This window comes from Tabrizicola piscis (assembly GCF_003940805.1).
In the GTDB taxonomy this organism is placed as follows: Bacteria; Pseudomonadota; Alphaproteobacteria; order Rhodobacterales; family Rhodobacteraceae; genus Tabrizicola; species Tabrizicola piscis.
The window spans coordinates 2,015,522-2,034,035 of the sequence record NZ_CP034328.1; the positions used below are offsets into that span (position 1 = coordinate 2,015,522).

21 protein-coding genes are annotated in these 18,514 nt (G+C 64.9%); 13 read left to right on the forward strand and 8 right to left on the reverse strand.

Translation table 11 applies throughout. The features are described 5' to 3' along the window. The first annotated feature begins 13 nt into the window (after positions 1-13). The 11 genes from EI545_RS09840 (at position 14) to EI545_RS09890 (ending at position 10,337) form a co-directional block, all read left to right on the forward strand. Positions 14-1,717, forward strand: a complete 1,704-nt coding sequence (locus EI545_RS09840; protein ID WP_125325311.1) for an acyl-CoA dehydrogenase — start codon at positions 14-16, stop codon at positions 1,715-1,717. Continuing rightward, positions 1,714-2,742, forward strand: coding sequence for an MBL fold metallo-hydrolase (locus EI545_RS09845; protein ID WP_125325312.1), 1,029 nt, complete (start codon positions 1,714-1,716; stop codon positions 2,740-2,742). Before EI545_RS09840 ends, EI545_RS09845 begins: the two co-directional genes overlap by 4 nt. After that, positions 2,739-3,113: a DUF6173 family protein gene (locus tag EI545_RS09850; protein ID WP_125325313.1), complete on the forward strand. Its 375-nt coding sequence runs from the start codon at positions 2,739-2,741 to the stop codon at positions 3,111-3,113. The genes EI545_RS09845 and EI545_RS09850 overlap by 4 nt, the downstream gene beginning before the upstream one ends. A gap of 85 nt (positions 3,114-3,198) precedes the next feature. Beyond that, on the forward strand, positions 3,199-3,345 hold the full coding sequence (locus tag EI545_RS09855; RefSeq protein WP_125325314.1) for an aa3-type cytochrome c oxidase subunit IV: 147 nt from the start codon (positions 3,199-3,201) through the stop codon (positions 3,343-3,345). A 23-nt stretch (positions 3,346-3,368) separates the two neighbouring features. Then, the gene (locus tag EI545_RS09860) at positions 3,369-3,983 is read left to right on the forward strand and encodes a hypothetical protein (protein ID WP_125325315.1); all 615 of its coding nucleotides are present in this window, start codon (positions 3,369-3,371) and stop codon (positions 3,981-3,983) included. An 85-nt stretch (positions 3,984-4,068) separates the two neighbouring features. Beyond that, the gene (mobA, locus tag EI545_RS09865) at positions 4,069-4,659 is read left to right on the forward strand and encodes a molybdenum cofactor guanylyltransferase MobA (protein ID WP_125325316.1); all 591 of its coding nucleotides are present in this window, start codon (positions 4,069-4,071) and stop codon (positions 4,657-4,659) included. Beyond that, the gene (gene mobB / locus EI545_RS09870; RefSeq protein ID WP_125325317.1) at positions 4,656-5,150 is read left to right on the forward strand and encodes a molybdopterin-guanine dinucleotide biosynthesis protein B; all 495 of its coding nucleotides are present in this window, start codon (positions 4,656-4,658) and stop codon (positions 5,148-5,150) included. Before mobA ends, mobB begins: the two co-directional genes overlap by 4 nt. Beyond that, positions 5,140-6,015, forward strand: a complete 876-nt coding sequence (locus EI545_RS09875; protein WP_125325318.1) for a hypothetical protein — start codon at positions 5,140-5,142, stop codon at positions 6,013-6,015. Before mobB ends, EI545_RS09875 begins: the two co-directional genes overlap by 11 nt. After that, on the forward strand, positions 6,006-6,605 hold the full coding sequence (locus EI545_RS09880; RefSeq protein WP_125325319.1) for a GNAT family N-acetyltransferase: 600 nt from the start codon (positions 6,006-6,008) through the stop codon (positions 6,603-6,605). Before EI545_RS09875 ends, EI545_RS09880 begins: the two co-directional genes overlap by 10 nt. Positions 6,606-6,771: 166 nt before the next feature. After that, entirely contained in the window at positions 6,772-8,229 is a 1,458-nt protein-coding gene (locus EI545_RS09885) for an aldehyde dehydrogenase family protein (RefSeq protein WP_125327361.1), read from the forward strand. A gap of 131 nt (positions 8,230-8,360) precedes the next feature. Then, positions 8,361-10,337: an FAD-dependent oxidoreductase gene (locus tag EI545_RS09890; protein ID WP_125325320.1), complete on the forward strand. Its 1,977-nt coding sequence runs from the start codon at positions 8,361-8,363 to the stop codon at positions 10,335-10,337. A 4-nt stretch (positions 10,338-10,341) separates the two neighbouring features. Here EI545_RS09890 and EI545_RS09895 read toward each other — a convergent pair whose 3' ends face one another. The 7 genes from EI545_RS09895 to hspQ all read right to left on the reverse strand — a co-directional run bounded on the left by EI545_RS09895 (position 10,342) and on the right by hspQ (position 15,425). After that, positions 10,342-11,007: an RluA family pseudouridine synthase gene (locus tag EI545_RS09895; protein WP_245990353.1), complete on the reverse strand. Its 666-nt coding sequence runs from the start codon at positions 11,005-11,007 to the stop codon at positions 10,342-10,344. Then, complete coding sequence (locus EI545_RS09900) at positions 11,000-11,890, reverse strand: homocysteine S-methyltransferase family protein (RefSeq protein WP_125325321.1); 891 nt, start codon at positions 11,888-11,890, stop codon at positions 11,000-11,002. Before EI545_RS09900 ends, EI545_RS09895 begins: the two co-directional genes overlap by 8 nt. A gap of 67 nt (positions 11,891-11,957) precedes the next feature. Then, positions 11,958-12,425 (reverse strand): GAF domain-containing protein, encoded by a 468-nt coding sequence (locus EI545_RS09905; protein WP_245990354.1) that lies wholly within the window; start codon positions 12,423-12,425, stop codon positions 11,958-11,960. After that, a complete protein-coding gene (locus tag EI545_RS09910) occupies positions 12,415-13,989 on the reverse strand; it encodes a gamma-glutamyltransferase family protein (RefSeq protein WP_125325322.1) in 1,575 nt (524 codons plus the stop codon). Before EI545_RS09910 ends, EI545_RS09905 begins: the two co-directional genes overlap by 11 nt. Before the next feature lie 247 nt (positions 13,990-14,236). After that, the gene (locus tag EI545_RS09915) at positions 14,237-14,713 is read right to left on the reverse strand and encodes an ATP-binding protein (RefSeq protein ID WP_164517261.1); all 477 of its coding nucleotides are present in this window, start codon (positions 14,711-14,713) and stop codon (positions 14,237-14,239) included. Continuing rightward, on the reverse strand, positions 14,697-15,038 hold the full coding sequence (locus tag EI545_RS09920; RefSeq protein ID WP_125325324.1) for an STAS domain-containing protein: 342 nt from the start codon (positions 15,036-15,038) through the stop codon (positions 14,697-14,699). Before EI545_RS09920 ends, EI545_RS09915 begins: the two co-directional genes overlap by 17 nt. A 60-nt stretch (positions 15,039-15,098) precedes the next feature. Continuing rightward, complete coding sequence (gene hspQ / locus EI545_RS09925) at positions 15,099-15,425, reverse strand: heat shock protein HspQ (protein WP_125325325.1); 327 nt, start codon at positions 15,423-15,425, stop codon at positions 15,099-15,101. A gap of 205 nt (positions 15,426-15,630) precedes the next feature. Between hspQ and EI545_RS09930 the strand changes: the two genes are divergently transcribed. After that, positions 15,631-16,212, forward strand: coding sequence for a transglycosylase SLT domain-containing protein (locus tag EI545_RS09930; RefSeq protein WP_125325326.1), 582 nt, complete (start codon positions 15,631-15,633; stop codon positions 16,210-16,212). A gap of 35 nt (positions 16,213-16,247) precedes the next feature. Here the strand turns inward: EI545_RS09930 and EI545_RS09935 are convergent, their stop codons facing one another. Further along, positions 16,248-16,853 carry a LolA family protein gene (locus tag EI545_RS09935; protein ID WP_125325327.1) on the reverse strand — a complete coding sequence of 202 codons (606 nt, stop codon included), beginning with the start codon at positions 16,851-16,853 and terminating at the stop codon, positions 16,248-16,250. A 261-nt stretch (positions 16,854-17,114) separates the two neighbouring features. Between EI545_RS09935 and EI545_RS09940 the strand changes: the two genes are divergently transcribed. Continuing rightward, entirely contained in the window at positions 17,115-18,419 is a 1,305-nt protein-coding gene (locus EI545_RS09940; protein ID WP_164517377.1) for a D-amino acid dehydrogenase, read from the forward strand. The last annotated feature ends 95 nt before the right edge of the window (positions 18,420-18,514 follow it).

Here is an 18,514-nt window from a genome sequence, read left to right on the forward strand (position 1 = left end):
GAGGGAGGACCCCATGCCCTATCGCGCCCCGGTCCGGGACATCCGCTTTATCCTGGATCACGTTGTCGGCTTTGCACAGGTATCGGCAACGCCGCGCTTTGCCGAGGCGACCCCCGACATGGCCGAAGCAATCCTGACCGAAGCCGGGCGGATCGCGACCGGCATCCTCGCCCCGCTGAACCGGGCGGGGGATCAGCACCCCGCGCGGCTGGAAAACGGCGCGGTCGTGTCGTCGCCCGGCTTTGCCGAGGGGTACCGGGCGATTGCAACGGGCGGATGGGTCGGCATGGCGGCCAGCCCCGACCATGGCGGCATGGGCCTGCCGATCAGCCTGGCACTGGGCGTGGATGACATGATGTCCGGCGCCTGCCTTGCGCTGCAACTGAAGCCGCTGCTGTCAAAGGGCCAGATCGAGGCGTTGGAGCATCATGCCTCGGACGACATGAAGGCGCTGTACTTGCCGAAACTGACGTCAGGGGAATGGTCGGGCACGATGAACCTGACCGAACCGCAGGCGGGGTCTGACGTGGGCGCGCTGCGGTCCAAGGCGGAACCGCTGGGCGACGGGACCTATGCGGTGACCGGGCAGAAGATCTACATCACCTGGGGCGACAGTGATCTGGTGTCCAACGTCTGCCACCTTGTGCTGGCGCGACTGCCCGACGGGGCAGAGGGGACCAAGGGCATCAGCCTGTTCATGGTGCCGAAGTTCATTCCGGATGCCGCCGGACAGCCGGGACAACGGAACAGCCTGCGCGTGGTCAGCCTTGAACACAAGCTGGGCATCCACGGCAGCCCGACCTGCGTGATGCAGTTCGAAGGGGCCAAGGGCTGGCTGGTGGGCGCGCCGCACAAAGGCATGGCGGCGATGTTCACGATGATGAACAACGCCCGGCTTTCGGTCGCTGCCCAAGGGGTCGGCGTGGCCGAAGCGGCACTGCAACACGCCTTGGCCTATGCTGGCGACCGGCATCAGGGCGCAACGCCCCTGTCGCCGGATGGGGCGATCATCGACCATGCCGACGTGCGGCGGATGCTGGCCTTGATGCGGGCCGAGGTGTTTGCCGCCCGGTCCATCGCGCTGTCCTGCGCTGTCGCCATCGACATGGCCACCGCGACCGGCAGCGCCGACTGGCAGGCGCGGGCGGCCCTGTTGACCCCGATTGCCAAGGCGCATGGGACCGACATCGGCTGTGAGGTGGCGCATCTTGGCGTGCAGATCCATGGCGGCATGGGGTTTGTCGAGGAAACCGGCGCGGCCCAGTTCAGCCGTGATGCCCGGATCACGCCGATCTATGAAGGCACCAACGGTATTCAGGCAATGGACCTTGTCGCCCGCAAGATGGCAGACGGGGGCGAGGCCGCGTTCCGTCTGATCGACGAAGTGCAGCGCGATGCCGAAGCCGCGCGGCCTGCCTTGCCCGATCTGGCCGGCGATGTCTGGCAGGCGGCCAAGGCGCTGCGCGAAGCCACCGAAGGGTTGCTGGCCCAACCGCTGAACGACCGCTTTGCCGGGGCTGTCCCCTATCTGCGCGGCTTTGCCCGTATCCTTGGCGGCCATGCGCATCTGAAGGCCGCGGTCGCTGACCCCACCCGCGAACCGCTGGCCCGCGTGATGATCCGCCGGATCATGCCGGAGCATCTGGCGCTTTTCGCGCAAGGGCGCGAAGGTGCCGCCGGGCTTTATGCCCTGACCCATGAGGATTTCGCCGCTTGACCGAAGGCATCCGCCACCCGTTCGCCGCACCACCGGCTGAGGGCGGGGTGATCGAAGTGGCGCCCGGCATCCTTTGGCTGCGCTTGCCGCTGCCGATGGCCTTGGACCATGTGAACATCTACGCGCTGGACGATGGCCGCGGCTGGACGATCATCGACGCCGGGCTTTCTTCGCGCCGGTCAAAGGCGATCTGGGATCAGGTCCTTGCAGGCCCCTTGCAGGGCAAGCCTGTCACCCGCGTGATCCTGACCCATCACCACCCCGACCATGTGGGTCTGGTGGGCTGGTTCCAATCCCGCGGGGCCGAGCTTCTGGCGACCCGCACCGCCTGGCTTTATGCCCGGATGCTGACCCTTGACGTACAGGACCGCCCGACGACCGAGGCGTTGACCTTCTACCGCCGCGCCGGTCTGTCCGAGGCCGATCTTGCCAACCGGGCCAGCGAACGCCCGTTCAACTTTGCCGATGTCGTCGATCCGATGCCTTTGGGCTTTACCCGTCTGACCGAAGGCCAACGCCTGCGCGTCGGGGGCCGGGACTGGACGATCCGCATCGGCCACGGCCATGCACCCGACCATGCGACGCTTTGGTCCGATGACGGCATCGTTCTGGGCGGTGATCAGCTTTTGCCGGGCATTTCCGCCAATATCGGCGTCTATCCGACGGAACCCGACGCCGACCCGCTGACCGACTGGCTGGACAGCTGCCGCGCCTTCATGGCCCATGCGACCGATGATCAGCTTATCCTGCCGGGCCACAAGCTGCCCTTCACCGGCCTGCCCTTCCGGCTTGTCCAGATGATCGAAAACCACGAAAGCGCGCTGGACCGGCTGCTGGACCACCTCGCCACGCCCCGAACCGCCGCCGAATGTTTCCTGCCGCTTTTCAAGCGCGAGGTTGGGCCCGCCGAACACGGGCTTGCCCTGGTCGAGGCGGTTGCGCATCTGAACTGTCTCTTGCAGCGCGGCAAGGTTTCCCGTTCCCTGTCGAGGACAGGGGCGTGGGTCTGGGTGCAGCACGAATGACAAAGACGCCAGCAAAGCGGGCCAAACCGGTCAAAAGCCCCGCCGAACGGGCGCATGACCAGCTCGTCCTGTACATCCGCGATTTCGAATCGCAGCTGGACGCCGCGCAAGAGATTGCCATGGGTTTCGCTGGCGACGCCTCGGGCGTTTTGCGGATTGAGGGGATCGGCTTCTGCCCGCCCGACATCATCACCTTCTATGGCCAGGACGAGATGGGGACCCAGACGCAGCTGATCCAGCATGTCAGCCAGCTTTCCGTCACCCTGCGTGCGGTGCCGAAAGACGCAGAAGGGGACGATCCCCCGCGCCGGATCGGCTTTCAGCTGACCTCCGGCTGGGTGGGCGGCGGCGCGGGCGACGCTTCGGCCTGAGGGGTTGCGCCATGGTCCAACCCCTCGTGACAGGGGCGGGCGAATAGGCTATGGGGCTAGGAAAGCAGACAAAAGGGAACCTGCCATGGCTGACCACAACCCCGAACACAAGCACGGCTCGATGGACATCCGCGCCCAGGAAAAAACCTTTGGCGGCTTCATCCGCATGTCGGTCTGGGTGGTGGCGATCTCGATCGGAATTCTGATCTTCATGGCTTTGGTCAATTCCTGATCCGTATTCAGCCCGGTGGTTCCATGTTGCGTCTAGTCCTTAGCCTTGTGGCCCTTCTGGGTCTGGCCGCCTGTGGCGCCGAACCGAAATGGGCCCCGGAAGAACAGGTTCAGGCCGCGCGATTTGTGGCAGGGCCGCCGACCTACGTCACGCTTTACACCGTGGTGAACAAATCCACCGGCTCGGGCGCGCATTCGGCCATCCTTGTCAACGGATCGGAACGGGTGATCTTTGATCCCGCGGGCACCTGGACGCATCCGCGCCTGCCGGAACGCAACGATGTGCATTTCGGGATGACCGACAGGGGCATTGCCTTCTACGTCGATTACCACGCGCGTGAGACGTATGACGTGATCGAACAGCAGATCACCGTCTCGCCCGAGATTGCCGAACTGGTCCTGCGCCGCGTCAAGGAATATGGCGCCGTGCCAAAGGCGATGTGCACTGCCGCCACCTCCAGCGTCCTGCGCGGCGTTCCGGGGTTCGAATCCTTGCCCTCGACCTGGTACCCGAAAAAGCTCGCGGATGCGTTCGGGGCGTTGCCCGGGGTAACCACCCGCGTGATCACCGATGATGATGATGACAGCAACCATGGCGTGCTGCTGGTTCAAGCCAACGGCGATCCGCTGGAGGGCTGACCGTTCCGGCGGGACTGCCGGTGCTTGCGCCCTGCGGATGATCCACTAGGGTCCGTGCCGAAGCCATATCTGGAAGGGGACCAGCGTGCGGATCTTCGGGGTCATCCTTGCGGGCGGTCAGGCCCGGCGGATGGGCGGTGTGGACAAGGCCTTTGTCACGCTGGCCGGACGGCCGTTGATCGCCCATGTGCTGGACCGTCTGGAACCGCAGGTGGAACGGGTGCTGATCTCGGCCAATGGCGACCCGGCCCGGTTTGCCCGCTTTGGCTGCCCGGTCATCGCGGATGCCACATCGCAAGGCCCGTTGTCGGGCATCCTTGCCGCGCTGACCCGTGCCGCCACCTTGGGGGCGACACATCTGGTCTCCACCCCCGTCGACACGCCGTTTCTGCCGGGTGATCTTGTGCCGCAGCTTCTGCTTGCGGCAGAAGGCTCTGCCGAAGGCTTGGCCCTTGCCCGCACCACGGATGGGGACCATCCGGCCACGGCACTTTGGCCCGTGACGATTGCCCCGGCCTTGGCGGATTTCCTTGCAAGAGGCGAAGCCAAGGTTACCCGGTTTACCAATGCCCACAACGCCACCCACGCCGATTTCCCCGACGCCCGCGCCTTTCTGAACCTGAACGCGCCGGAAGACCTTGCCGCTGCCGAAGCCCTGCTGAAAGGTGCGGTATGAAGGTTTATGGCGTCATCGGGTGGAAGAATTCGGGCAAGACCAGCCTGATGGAACGGCTGGTGGCCGACATAACCGGGCGCGGTTATTCGGTGTCCACCGTCAAGCATGTCCACCATGCCGTCGATCTGGACCAACCCGGCAAAGACACCTACCGCCACCGTCAGGCTGGAGCTTCCGAGGTGGTGCTTGCCTCGGCCGATCGCTTTGCCCTGATGGTAGAACATCGCGGGCCGGAGCCGGAGCTTGCTGCGATCCTCGCCCGCCTTGCCCCCGTCGATCTGGTGCTGGTCGAAGGCTACAAGCGCGACGCCCACCGGAAGATCGAGGTCTGGCGCGCCGAAACCGGCCAACCGCTGATCCAGCCCGCCGACCCCTTGGTGCGGGCCGTTGCCACCGATGCGGCGCTGGCCCTGCCGGTTCCGGTGCTGGATCTTAACGACACCAAGGCAGTGGCCGACTTCATCCTGCGCGAGGCGGGCCTTGCAGTTTGACCGCGTGATCGTCGTGGACTGGTCAGCGGCGAACCTGCCGACCAGTCCGACCAAGCTGTCAAACTCGATCTGGGTTGGCTGCCACGACGCCGAAGGCGGCATCGAATGGCACCACCGCACGCGCATGGCTGCTGAGGCGCAGATAGCCACCCTGATCGACACCGCCCGCGCTGATGGCCTTCGGGTGCTGGTCGGGTTCGACTTTGCGATGGGCTACCCTGCGGGCTTTGCCGCCCGCCTGACCGGCAGCCCCACGGCGCGCGCCGTCTGGCACTGGCTGGCGGTAGCTATCACCGACACGCCCGACAACCGCAACAACCGCTTTGCCGTCGCCGCCCGGATCAACGCCGCCTTTCCCGAAGGTGCCGGCCCGTTCTGGAGCCATCCGACCGGCCAGTCCTGGCCCGGCCTGCCCTTCCGACGCGCCGGCATCGACTATGACGCGCTTGGCCTTGCCATGGGCCGCGCGGCAGAGGCGGCCGTTCCGGGGGCGAAAAGTCCGTGGATGCTGTTCAATCCCGGCTCCGTAGGGTCGCAAAGCCTCCTGGGGCTGCCCATGATCCACCGGCTCAGCCAGCGCCCGGATGTGGCGGTCTGGCCCTTCGATCCACCGTCCAGCGCGCCGGTCACGATTGTCGAGGTCTACCCGTCGCTTCTGGCCGGCCCCGTGGCCATCCTTGCGAATGCCGAGAACCTGCCAGCCGATCAGGCGCAGGTCCGGCTTCTGTCCCGCGCCCTTTATGCCCTGTCGCAGACCGATCAGCTGAGCCCGCTTTTCGTCACCCCGCCCATCGCGGCCGAGGAAGGCTGGATCCTTGGTGCCGGGCATGCCTCCCTTCTGGCAAAGGCGCTGTCATGGGCGTGACCATCTTCTCTGGCCTCCATCCCCATCTGCGGCCAGCCGCCGCCCGCATCTATTGGGAGGCGTTCGGCGGCAAGTTGGGCCGTGTCCTTGGCCCCGAACCCCGGGCACTGGCGTTCTTTGAGAGGGTGATCCGTGCCGATCTTTGCCTTGCCGCGCTGGATGATACCGGACGGCTGCTTGGCCTTGCCGGTTTCAAGACCCCCGCCGGCAGCTTTGCAGGCGGTGCCTGGGCCGACCTGATCGCGATTTATGGCCCCATCGGCGGGCGCTGGCGGGGTTGGGTGCTGTGGACCCTGAACCGGGAGGTGGACAACGACCGCTTTCTGGTCGACGGAATCTGCGTGTCGAGCAAGTACCGGGGCATGGGGATCGGCACGCGTCTTCTGGGGGCGCTGTTTGATGAAGCGGCGGCGCGGGGGTATCGGTCGATCCGGCTGGATGTGGTCGACGCGAACTGGCGGGCGCGCGCCTTGTATGAGCGGCAGGGGTTCGTGGCGACCCGGACGGAAAGCCTTGGGATGCTGCGGCACCTGTTCGGATTCGCGACCTCGACCACCATGGTGCGGCCGCTGGAACCGCAGGAAGATTGATCGTCCAGGGCGGGACAGGCCGCCTTGCACATGGAATCAATGGCTTAGCTTCCCACCGTTCACACATTGTCAAGGTTTTGCCGCCCACGGACCGTCGCCCTTGCCCCTTGGCGGCGGGCCTGTCAGAATATGATCAAATCCCCAACACAAGCGGAGCCAGATGGCCATGATCACCAAGCGCGAATTCTATATCAACGGGGAATGGGTCGCACCAAAGGTGGCGCGGGATTGCCCGGTCATTGATCCTTCGACGGAAGATGTCTGCGCCGTCATCTCCTTGGGCAGCGAGGCGGATACCAATGCCGCCGTCGCCGCCGCCAAGTCGGCCTTGCCGGGCTGGGCCGCGACCCCGCCAGCCGAGCGCCGTCGAGTGGTTGAGGGGATTTTGGCGCAATACTACTTGCGCAAAGAGGAAATGGCCCATGCGATCAGCCTTGAAATGGGCGCGCCCATCGACATGAGCCGGGACGATCAGGCCGAATGTCTGCCCTGGCATCTGAAGAACTTCCTCAAGGCCTTTGACCATATCGAATGGATCAAGCCGCTTGGCCCGCATGCGCCGGACACCCGCATCGCGCTGGAACCGATTGGCGTTGTCGGCCTGATCACGCCATGGAACTGGCCGATGAACCAGGTCACGCTCAAGGTCATCCCGGCGCTTCTGGCGGGGTGCACCTGCGTGCTGAAACCGTCGGAAGAATCGCCCCTGTCGTCGATGCTGTTCGCCGAGTTCTGCCATGACGCCGGGGTGCCAGCGGGCGTTTTCAACTTGGTCAACGGCGATGGTACCGGGGTGGGCACAGCGCTGTCCAGCCATCCGGATGTCGAAATGATCAGCTTCACCGGGTCCACTCGCGCGGGGCGGGCAATCTCTGCCGCCGCTGCGCAGACGCTGAAGCGCGTCACACTGGAACTTGGCGGTAAAGGGGCGAATGTCGTATTCGCCGATGCCGATCCCAAGGCGGTGGAACGTGGCGTGCGGCATATGATGAACAACTCGGGCCAGTCGTGCAACGCGCCCAGCCGGATGCTGGTGGAGCGCCCGTTTTACGACCGCGCGGTCGAGATCGCGACCGAAGTGGCGAATTCGATCAAGGTCGGCCCCGCCAGCCTGCCCGGCGGCCATATCGGCCCGGTGGTGAATAAGCGGCAGTGGGACCAGATTCAGGGCTATATCCAGAAGGGCATTGATGAAGGCGCCAAGCTGGTGGCCGGTGGTCTGGGCCTGCCCGAAGGGATGAACAAGGGCTTCTACGTGCGCCCGACGATCTTTGCCGATGTGAAACCCGGCATGACCATCGAGCGGGAAGAGATTTTCGGCCCGGTGATGTGCATGATCCCGTTCGAGACCGAGGCTGAGGCGGTCGCCATCGCCAATGACACGCCCTATGGGCTGACGAATTATGTCCAAAGCCAGGACGGCGCGCGGCGGAACCGTCTGGCGCGGCAATTGCGCGCCGGGATGATCGAGATGAACGGGAAATCCCGCGGCGCAGGGGCACCTTTCGGCGGGGTCAAGGCCTCGGGCCGCGCCCGCGAGGGCGGCGTCTGGGGGATTGAGGAGTTCCTTGAGGTCAAGGCCATCTCCGGCTGGGATGTAAGCGAGGACGTGGCGGCAGAGTAAGCGATTTCTTCGAAGAAATCGCACCGGAGCCTTTGAAGGCTCCGGTCCGGAGTTTTCCAAAACTCCGGCACACATCCGAAACTTGACACATGTGTCGAGACCTGCTGGCATGGCGGCGAATGGAGGCCGCCATGACCCAGCACCCCCGCCTGATGTCCCCCCTGAAGCTCCGCGATCATACGCTGCGCAACCGGATCGTGTTCGGCGCGCACACGGCCAACATGTCGGATCAGGGCATACCGGGGCCGCGCTTTGGCAAGTACCTGCTGGAGCGGGCCCTTGGGGGGGCGGCGATGATCGTGGCGGAACCAGTGCCGGTGCACCGGACCGGCGTGCTGACCCGGGGGAATTTCCTGCATGCCGACGATGCGGTGATCCCGGCGTTCCGGACCATCACCGATGAAGTGAAGGACGCAGGCGCGGTGATCCTGCAGCAGCTTTACCACATCGGCGCGCATGGCGATGCGGACCTGAGCTTTGCGCCGCATTGGTCACCGTCCGGCGGGCCGTCCTACCATGACAGCGACGGCAGCCATGCGATGACCGGGGCCGAGGTCGAGGAATTGCTGGAAGCCCATGTCGCCGCAGCGGTGCGGGCCAAGGCGGCGGGGTTTCAGGGGGTTGAGGTCTGGGCGGCCTATCATTCGCTGCTGGACCAGTTCTGGACGCCATGGTCGAACCAGCGAACGGACAAGTGGGGTGGCAGCCTTGAAAACCGCACGCGCTTTTCGCGCGAACTGATCGAACGGGTGCGGCGCGCCTGTGGCGATGGGTTCATCGTTGGTCTGGCGATCAGCTATTCCCCGGCCTATGAGGTCACGCTGCAAGCCGAAGCGCTGTGCGAGATCGTGGCCTTGCACGACCGCACCGGGCATGTGGATTATGTGACCGTAGGGTCAGGCTCCTACCTTGACTTCGAGGCAATCATCCCGCCGTTCACCCATGCGGAAAAGCTGACGACACCCCTTACACAACAGCTGAAATCGGTGCTGACACACGCGGTCGTCACGTCAGAGGCCGGAGTCCGGACCCCCGAGAATGGCGAGGCGATCATCGCCTCAGGCCTTGCCGATCTGGTCAGCATCGTGCGGGGCCAGATCGCCGACCCGCATCTGGCGCGGAAAGTGGCGGAGGGGCGGCCGCAGGACATCCGGGGCTGCATCTCCTGCAACCAGATGTGCTGGGGGCGACGGTCGCGCGATTACTGGATCTCCTGTCTCATCAACCCCTCGGCAGGGCGTGAGTTCGAATGGGGCGGAGATCGGTTCACCCCCACGGCAAAGCCGCAGGATGTGCTGGTTGTCGGCGCCGGGCCCGCCGGGCTGGAGGCGGCGCGGGTGGCGGCGGAGCGCGGGCACCGGGTGGAGGTGGTGGAGGCATCCAGCATGGTCGGCGGGCAGTTCCGGCTGGCAGGGATGCAGCCCCGGCGCGGGCAAATCCTTGACCTGCTGGACTGGTACGAGCGGCAGTTTGACCGGCTGGGCGTGGTGCTGCGGCTGAACACCTTCCTTGAGGCTGAGGAAGTCGCAGCCCACCCAGCGGGGGTGGTCGTGGTGGCCACAGGGTCCCTGCCAGACGAGAGCGGCTTTCAACGTTGGGTTCCGGCTGAGGCGCGGCTGCCGGGGATCGAGACCGGGGGCGTCTGGTCGCCCGAAGCGGTCTTGCGGCGTGAGGCCCGGCTGGGCGATGCGGTCGTGGTCTATGACGAGGGCGGCAACTGGCGCGGGGTTGGCACGGCCTGGGCACTGGCTGAACAGGGCAAGCAGGTGACCGTGGTCACCCCCGACCCCTTTGTCGGCAAGGAGATTGCCCGGACGGCCGCCGACGGCCCAGCGCGGCGGCGGATGGGGGCGCTTGGCGTGCGGATGCTGGCTGAACACCGGCTGGTGCGCTGGCATGGCAACGGGGTGACGGTGCGGTCCTTCCTGACGGGTGAGGATGAGGTGATCCCGGCCTCTGCCCTTGTCATGGCCACCACCAACCGCGCCTTTGACCCTTTGCCCGAAACCATCCCCGGCAAGGCGCTGCACCGGATCGGCGATTGCTCCGCCCCAAGGCTTGCGGCCTATGCATTTCATGAGGGGCGAAAGCTGGGGCTGGCGCTTTAGCGGGCTAGAACGGCGTCGGGGCCGTAAAGGTCACGCGGTCGCCCGTGGTGGGATGGTGCAGGGACAGCGTCTCGGCATGCAGCATCAGGCGGGGGTACAGCCGTGAGGTTTCGGGGGCGTAGATCTGATCGCCGATGATCGGGTGACCAAGGGCAAGCATATGGACGCGAAGCTGATGGCTGCGCCCGGTATGCGGGGTCAGCCGCACCCGCGTTTCGGTCTCGCCACGGTCGATGACCTGCCAGTCAGTCTGCGCGGGGCGACCGGCGGGATCAACTTTCTGGCGCGGGCGATAGTCCCAGTCGCTGGCAAGCGGCAGATCCAGCGTGCCGCTGTCCCCCTCCACCCGCCCGTGGACCCGGGCGATATAGGTCTTCTGCGCGCGGCGGTGCTCAAACTCTTGCCCAAGAAAACCCTGCGCCTGCTTGGTCCGGGCGAAGATAATGACACCCGACGTATCGCAATCCAGCCGATGCACCGTCAGCGCGTCCCAGCGCGCGGCCTGCAGGCGGGTGATCAGACAGTCCTGCCGGTTTTCCAGCTTGCCCGGCACGGTCAGAAGACCCGCAGGCTTGTCCAGAACAAGGATGGCGGCATCCTCATGCAGGATCTGCAGCGGCGTGTCCGGCGGATCATAGGCGAAATCCGGGATCAGTGAGGGCTTATGCAATCTGGTGCCCCTCGGCTGTCAGGCGGGCGTGAAGGTGGCGGATATGGGCGGGGCCAACCTCGCAACAGCCGCCGATCAGGGTGGCCCCTTGCGCAACCCAGCCCAGCGCGAAAGCGGTATAGCGTTCTGGCGTCAGGTCATGCCGCGCACCATAGGCGGGAGCGCTGGTGCCATGGGTGTGGGGCTCGATTTCCGAAAAGCCGTTGGCATAGGCGCCGAAGGCCAGGCCAAAGGCTTTGAGCTGGTCAAGGGCGGCCGACATCGCCTCGGGCATCGAACAGTTGGCGAGGATGGCATCTGCGGGTGTCTCCCAAAGCACCTCGGCCAAGGCGGCGACGGGTTCGCCGGACCGCAGGCGCGTGCCGTCGCGGTCATGCACCGAGACGCTGAGCCAGACCGGGCGGTCGGTCGTGCGGGCACCCTTCAGGGCGCCACGCGCGAGGTCGAGCGATGAAATCGTCTCGATCAGGATGACATCGACATGCGGGGCAAGGAGGCGGGCTTTCTCGGCGTAGAGACTGGTGGAAACTTCAACGGGCGGCGTAAGATCGGGGCGGTAGCTTTCACCCAAAGGGCCCATGGAACCTGCGATCAGGCCACGGCCGGCGGTGGCGCGGGCCTCATGCGCCTCTGCCAAGGCACGCAGGTGGAGCGCGTGGTAAAGCGCGTCAAGGCCGTGCGGCTGCAGCCGGTCATGCAGGATGTTGTAGGTGTTGGTGGTGGCAAGGCTGGCACCGGCGGCGAAGTAATCTTCATGGATGGCACGGACAAGGCCGGGGTGGTCCAGCATGACGCGGGTGGCCCAAAGGGGGCCGGGGTCGGCACCCGCGCGGGCGATGAGTTCCTGGCCCATTCCGCCGTCAAGAAGGGTGATTGTGGTCATGGGTCTTGGTCCTTTTGGGGGGTCTACTTTGCCCGGCCCCGGGGGGTTTCACACCCCCAAGACCCCCTCAAAGTGTTGCATCTTGGAAGACTTCGGCGAGGAGCGGGACGAGCCATGCCTCATCCTCGGGCGTGAAGGCGGCGGGGGTGTCGCTGTCAAGGTCGAGGACACCGAGGAGGGTACCTTTGCCGTTCCAGACCGGCAGGACCAGTTCGCTGCGGGTGCTGGAGGCGCAGGCGATGTGGTCGGGGAAGGCATCCACGTCGGGGACGTTCTGGACTTGGCCGGTACGGGCCGCCGCACCACAGACGCCGCGCGAGAAGGGGATGACAAGGCAGCCGTGGCCGCCCTGGTAGGGGCCGATCTTGAGCAGGTCAGGGGCCACGACGCGGTAAAAGCCCGTCCAGTCGGCGAAGGGGTGGGCGTGGTGAATCTCGCAGACCACCGTGGCCATAAGGGCGACGGTGTCCGTCTCCCCCTGCGTGAGGGCGCGGATGGCGGCGGTGATGGCGGGACGGTCGAGATCAGTAGCCAAGGGCGCAGCCGTCCTTTCTGGGGTCCGAGGCGCCGATCAGGATATCTCCATCCAGCAGGATCGCCTGGGCACCGCCGATGGGCGTTTCGGGGATGTTGACGTCATGGCCCATGGCGGCAAGGTCGGCGCGGACGGCGTCGGAATAGCCGCGTTCGACCTGCATCCCCTCGGCGCCCGAGAAGCAGCGCGGGGCATCGATGGCCGATTGCGGGTCCATGTCGAAATCGGTGAGGTTCGAGACGAAACGGGCGTGGCCGGTGGACTGGTAGGCTCCGCCCATGACGCCAAAGGGCATGATGACGCGGCCGTTCTTGCGGATCATGCCGGGGATGATGGTGTGCATCGGACGCTTGCCGGGGCCAGCCTCGTTCGGATGCCCCTCTGCCAGTGTAAACCCGGCACCGCGGTTCTGGAAGTTGATGCCGAATTTCGACGACGCGAGGCCGGAGCCGAAGCCCCAGAACACCGAATAGATCAGCGAGACAGCCATGCGGTCACGGTCAACCACGGTAATATAGATGGTGTCCTTGTGCACAGCCTCGGTCAGGGGGGCGGCTTGCGCCATGGCGCGGCTGGGGTCGATCAGCGCGGCAAGTTTGGCTGCGGTGTCGGGCGACAGCATGTGATCCAGCCGTGTGGTGTGGGCAGGGTCGGCGATAAAGCGGTTGCGGGCATCGTAGGCAAGCTTCGTCGCCTCAGCCTCGATATGGGCGCGCTGGGTGCCGAAGGGGTCCATCGCCTTGATATTAAAGTGTTTCAGGATGTTCAGAAGCAGGATGGCCGTCGCACCCTGGCCATTTGGCGGGTGTTCGACCAGTTCGATCCCCTGATAGGGGCCAGAGACCGGGGCGGTGTAATCGCAGGCGGTGCTGGCCAGATCGTCCAGCGTGTGGGTGCCGCCAAGCGCCTGAAGCGAGGTGATCATATCCTCGGCCACCTCACCTTCGTAGAACCCGGCGCGGCCTTCCTTTGCGATGCGGCGGAAGACTTCGGCCTGACCGGGCGCGCGGAAAATCTGGCCGACGGTGGGGGCCTGTCCGTTCAGGGTGAAGAAGTCGCGGGCGGCGCCTTTCAGGCTGGGCAGATCATCGGCCCAGTCAAAGGCCACGCGGGGAGCGACGGGGATGCCTTCCTCGGCGTAGTGGATCGCGGGGGCGACGATGTCGGCAAGGGGCTTCAGACCGTAGTCGGCATTCAGGCGGCAGAAGGCGTCGATCGCGCCGGGCAGGGTGACGGCCTCAACCGCCTGGATCGGCATCGCGGTCAGGCCACGGGCGCGGAGGGCTGCGGCGTCAAGACCTTTCGGCGCGCGGCCGGAGCCGTTCAGGGCGACGATTTCTTCGCTTCCGGCGGGCTTCACCAGCACGAAGCAATCACCACCAATCCCGGTCATCTGCGGTTCGGCAATGCCAAGCACCAGCGCCCCGGCAATGGCGGCATCGGCGGCGTTGCCACCGGATTTCAGCACCTCGATCGCGACTTGGGCCGCGATGGGGTGCGAAGTGGAACAGAGCCCGTTCCGCGCATAGACGGCAGAGCGGCCCGGAAGATGAAGATCGCGCATGATACCCCCCAAAGGTTTGGGGCCAAGCTAGGACCCCGGGCCGGCAATGCCAAGAGGGAGAAGCGCCAAGGTACCCCGCACGGGGTCGGCGCTGGGGGGTCCGGATGCGAGGGGCAGGCTGCAGGGACGGCGGGCTTTGAACAGTCAAAAGAGGTTCTGGAAACTGCGTCTGACGATGGCGAAGGACCAGCTTTCGCTGCGCAGTGGAGGTTGGGCAGCAAGACTGGGCATTGCAGTCATCCAGCCTTCAGATGGGGACCACGAAGCCAAGCCGGTTCTGCTGCCCGTGGCGGGAATATTCCAGGTCCCGCGTCAGGCGGCGGATCAGATACCAGCCGAAGCCGCCTTCGGGCAGGTCGCCAAGCTGCATGTCGCCCAGACGCAGATCAGGAAACCCTTCGCGCTGCGCAGGGTGCTTGCCGACAGGCAGTTGGCCGCCGGGCATCGGGTTGCCTTCATCGGTCACCAGGCATTCCAGCCCTGCCCCGGTCCGCCGCATGGTGACCGAGATTGACCCCTGCCGTTCGGCATAGGCGTGTTCCACGATGTTGTTCAGCACTTCGGCCAAGACAACCTCAGCCGTTGTGCGGTGGTCGGGCGCAAGCAGCGACAGCGGCGCCTTGGAAAACATCAAGGCAAGGCCAGCCCGCACCGACAGGGGGTCCGCGGCCAGAACGCAGGCAAAGCCTGCACCCGTGCCGCCGGGATCAGGCGCCGGCATCATGGGACAGGGCCACAGCATGGCTGGCGTGAATGGTGAAGATCGTATCCATCCGCGTCAGACGGAACACTTTTTCCACACTCGGGGTCAGGCTGGACAGTTCAAGCACCCGGTCCGGACCAAGCAGCTTCTTCACGGCAACAATCGCGCCAAGGCCGCTGGAATCCAGAAACTGGACCCTTGCCAGATCCAGCACCACACGCGGTTCGCCGTTCTGCGTAAGGTCGCGCAGGCGTTCCTTGAACTGAATGGCCGATGAGGCATCAATCCTGTCATCCATCACAAGAACGGACAGCAGGTTGGGTCGGGTCTGGGTTTGAAACTGCATCGCGGGGTCCCCAATGGTTCCACCGCAGGCTAGGGCCAAAGGGTTATCAACCCGTAAGCGTCAGTTCAGTTGAAAGCCCAAAGGATAGCGCCCATCTTCAAAATCTCCGAACAGATCGGAGAGGTCGGGGTGATCCACGGGTTCGCCCGTCTCATCCGGGACAAGGTTCTGTTCCGAGACATAGGCGACGTAATAGCTTTGGTCGTTTTCGGCCAGCAGATGGTAGAACGGCTGGTCTTTCGAGGGGCGGCTTTCGGCGGGAATGTTGTCGTACCATTCCTCCGTGTTGGAGAAGATCGCATCGACATCGAACACGACACCACGGAACGGGTGCTTCCGATGTCGGAGCACCTGACCCAGGTTGTACTTGGCGCGGGTGGTCTGCATTCGAGCGTTCCCCATAAGTATTAATACGCCGTTGGGGGATTCCTTGTCCACCTATCCGCGCCAACAACAAGGGAAACAGTCTGTGAACCTGTGCCATACAGTCGCAGCGCTAACGGTTTTCTGATGACCGGGGGAAGTCTTCCCCATTTCATCGGCACTGGCTTTGCGATACTGTCGCCACAAGAAAAAAAGGCACGAGGGGCAAATGAGCAGGTTTCTCCGTGCGTCGTTGCTGTTGATGTTCCTTGCCTCTTGTGGGGGCGGTGGCAGCTATTCGGCGCCCAAGCAGCTGGACGACGCCTGCGCGATCGTCCGCGAACGGCCGCAGTATCTGCGGGCGATGCAAGCCACTGAACGGCGCTGGGGCATTCCCGTGCATGTGCAGATGGCAACAATCCATCAGGAATCGAAGTTCATCGGCAACGCACGGACGCCCCATACCTTTGCGCTTGGGGTGATCCCGATGGGTCGGCAAAGCACGGCCTACGGCTATAGCCAGGCGCTGAACGCGACGTGGGAAGAATATCAGAACAGCGCGGGCGGGCGCCGGTCGACACGGGACGATATCCGCGATGCCACCGATTTCATGGGCTGGTACATGGACGGGTCCACCCAAAGGCTGGGCATCTCGAAAACCGACGCCGCGTCGCAATATCTGGCCTATCACGAAGGCCGCACGGGCTTTGCCAACCAGTCATACCTTGCCAAGCCATGGCTGGTCGAAGTCGCCGCCCGGGTTGGCGCAAGGTCCGAGATGTACCGCGAGCAGTTGCAGTACTGCAGGTAAAGCGACCGCCGACTGGGTTGATCGCGCGGCTGACGTCAGTTCCGGTTGCCGCGCGCCTCAACCTCGGCGTTGATGTCGAACAGGCGCGCGGAAAGCTGGCCGCCCTTCTTCATCTCACCCAGGATGACCGTGGTCTGGGCACCCAGATCATCCGTAATGATCCACTGGCGCAGCTCTACCGGATTGGCGGTGAAGACCAGCTCGATCGTGCCCTGTTCCGGCGCCTCTGGGTCCTGCGCAAGCACGCGGGTCGAGGTGCCGTCATCCGTATGGCCGACAACCATGCTGGCCCTGCCAAGGTCAACGTTGTCGGACAGGATCAGGTTCAGCGGCGTGCGTTTCAGCGGGTACTGCTCGGGCGCCTGGTTCGACTTGGCGTCAAAGATCGCAACCGTCTGGCTGCCGGCGATCACCAGACTACGGTCTGGCGGCGCGTATTCGAACCGGATGCGCCCAGGGCGGCGAATGTAGATCTTGCCCGTCGAGATGGTGCCGTCCGAGTTGACTTGCGTAAAATCGGATTCGACCGTGCTGAGGCTGTTCAGATAGTCCGAGATTTCAGACAGGGGAATCCGCTCAGCCGCTGCGGGCAGCGGCAAAAGCAGGGCAAGCGGGGCCAGCATGGCGAAACGGCGGTTCATTGCGCAGATATAGCCATGCCGCCGGTCGGATGCACCCCCAAGCAACGCAAGGTCGCAAGGACGTGCCGATGGCGTGAGGCAGCGTGAAGCGCAGGAAGTTTCGGCCGGATTCGCAGGCTGCGCCGTTTTCTTCGCCATACTGCCATTTACGTGATGTTTTCTTCGAACATGGGGGATGCCAGCCACTGAAATCCCCAAGATATTCCAATGTGACGCATGTATCTTCGCCAGAACGCAATCAATCTTGACGGGATGGCAAAGATGAAGGTCGTGGTGCTTGGCGCGGGCGTGATCGGGGTGACATCGGCCTGGTATCTGGCGCAGGCCGGGCATGAGGTGACGGTGATCGACCGCCAGCCTGCCGCAGCGCTTGAGACCAGCTTTGCCAACGCGGGCGAAATCAGCCCCGGCTATTCCTCGCCCTGGGCGGCTCCGGGCATTCCGCTGAAGGCGCTGAAGTGGATGTTCATGGAACATGCACCCCTGATCATCCAGCCGCGGATGGATTGGACCAAGCTGTCATGGATGGCGCGGATGCTGATGAACTGCACGGCTGAGGCCTATGCGGTGAACAAAAGCCGGATGGTGCGGCTGGCAGAATACAGCCGCGATTGCCTGATCGACCTGCGGGCCGAAACGGGGATTTCCTACGACGAGCGGACCCAAGGCACCTTGCAGCTGTTCCGGACCGAAAAGCAGGTGGCGGCTGCGGCCAAGGATATCGCGGTGTTGAAGGCGGACGGCGTGCCGTTCGAAGTGCTGGATGCCGATCAATGCGTGGCGGCGGAACCTGGGCTTGCGGCGGCAAAGGGCAAGATCGCGGGCGGGCTGCGTCTGCCGGGGGATGAGACAGGGGATTGCTTCAAGTTCACCGCGCGCCTGTCGGACATGGCCGCTGCGGCGGGGGTTACTTTCCGTTACGGCGTCGGGATCGAGCGGCTGGAGGCTGAGGCCGGCCGGATCGTTGCGGTCCATACCTCGGAAGGGCGGGTGACGGCGGACAGTTTCGTGGTGGCGCTGGGGTCTTATTCGCCGATTCTGGCCGCACCTTTGGGGATCAAGCTGCCGGTCTATCCGGTGAAGGGCTACTCGATCACCGTGCCGGTGGTGGACGAAGCCCGCGCGCCGGTGTCGACGGTGATGGACGAAACCCACAAGATTGCGATCACCCGGCTGGGCGACCGGATCCGGGTGGGCGGGATGGCCGAGATCGCCGGGTTCGACATGTCGCTTAGCCCCAAGCGGCAGGCGACGCTGACCCATTCGGTCGAGGATCTGTTTGGCGGAGCGGGGGATCAGGGCCGGGCGCAGTTCTGGTGTGGGCTTCGGCCGATGACCCCGGACGGGACGCCGGTTGTTGGCCGGTCTCCGATCCAGAACCTGTTCCTGAACACCGGGCACGGGACGCTGGGCTGGACCATGGCGGCGGGGTCGGGGCGGGTGCTGGCGGATATCGTCAGCGGGCGCCGGACCGCGATTGAGTCAGCCGACCTGGGCTATGCCCGCTACCTTCGCGAGGGGCGGAAGGGCCGCGGGGCTGGGGCGGGGATGCCTGTTCCGGCGTGATGTCCCGGGCAGGGACATTTGTGCAAGAGCCTGATCCTGAACAGATTTCCCTAAGCCGGTAACCCTTGGTTAATCACGTTGGCTGCCGACGGCAC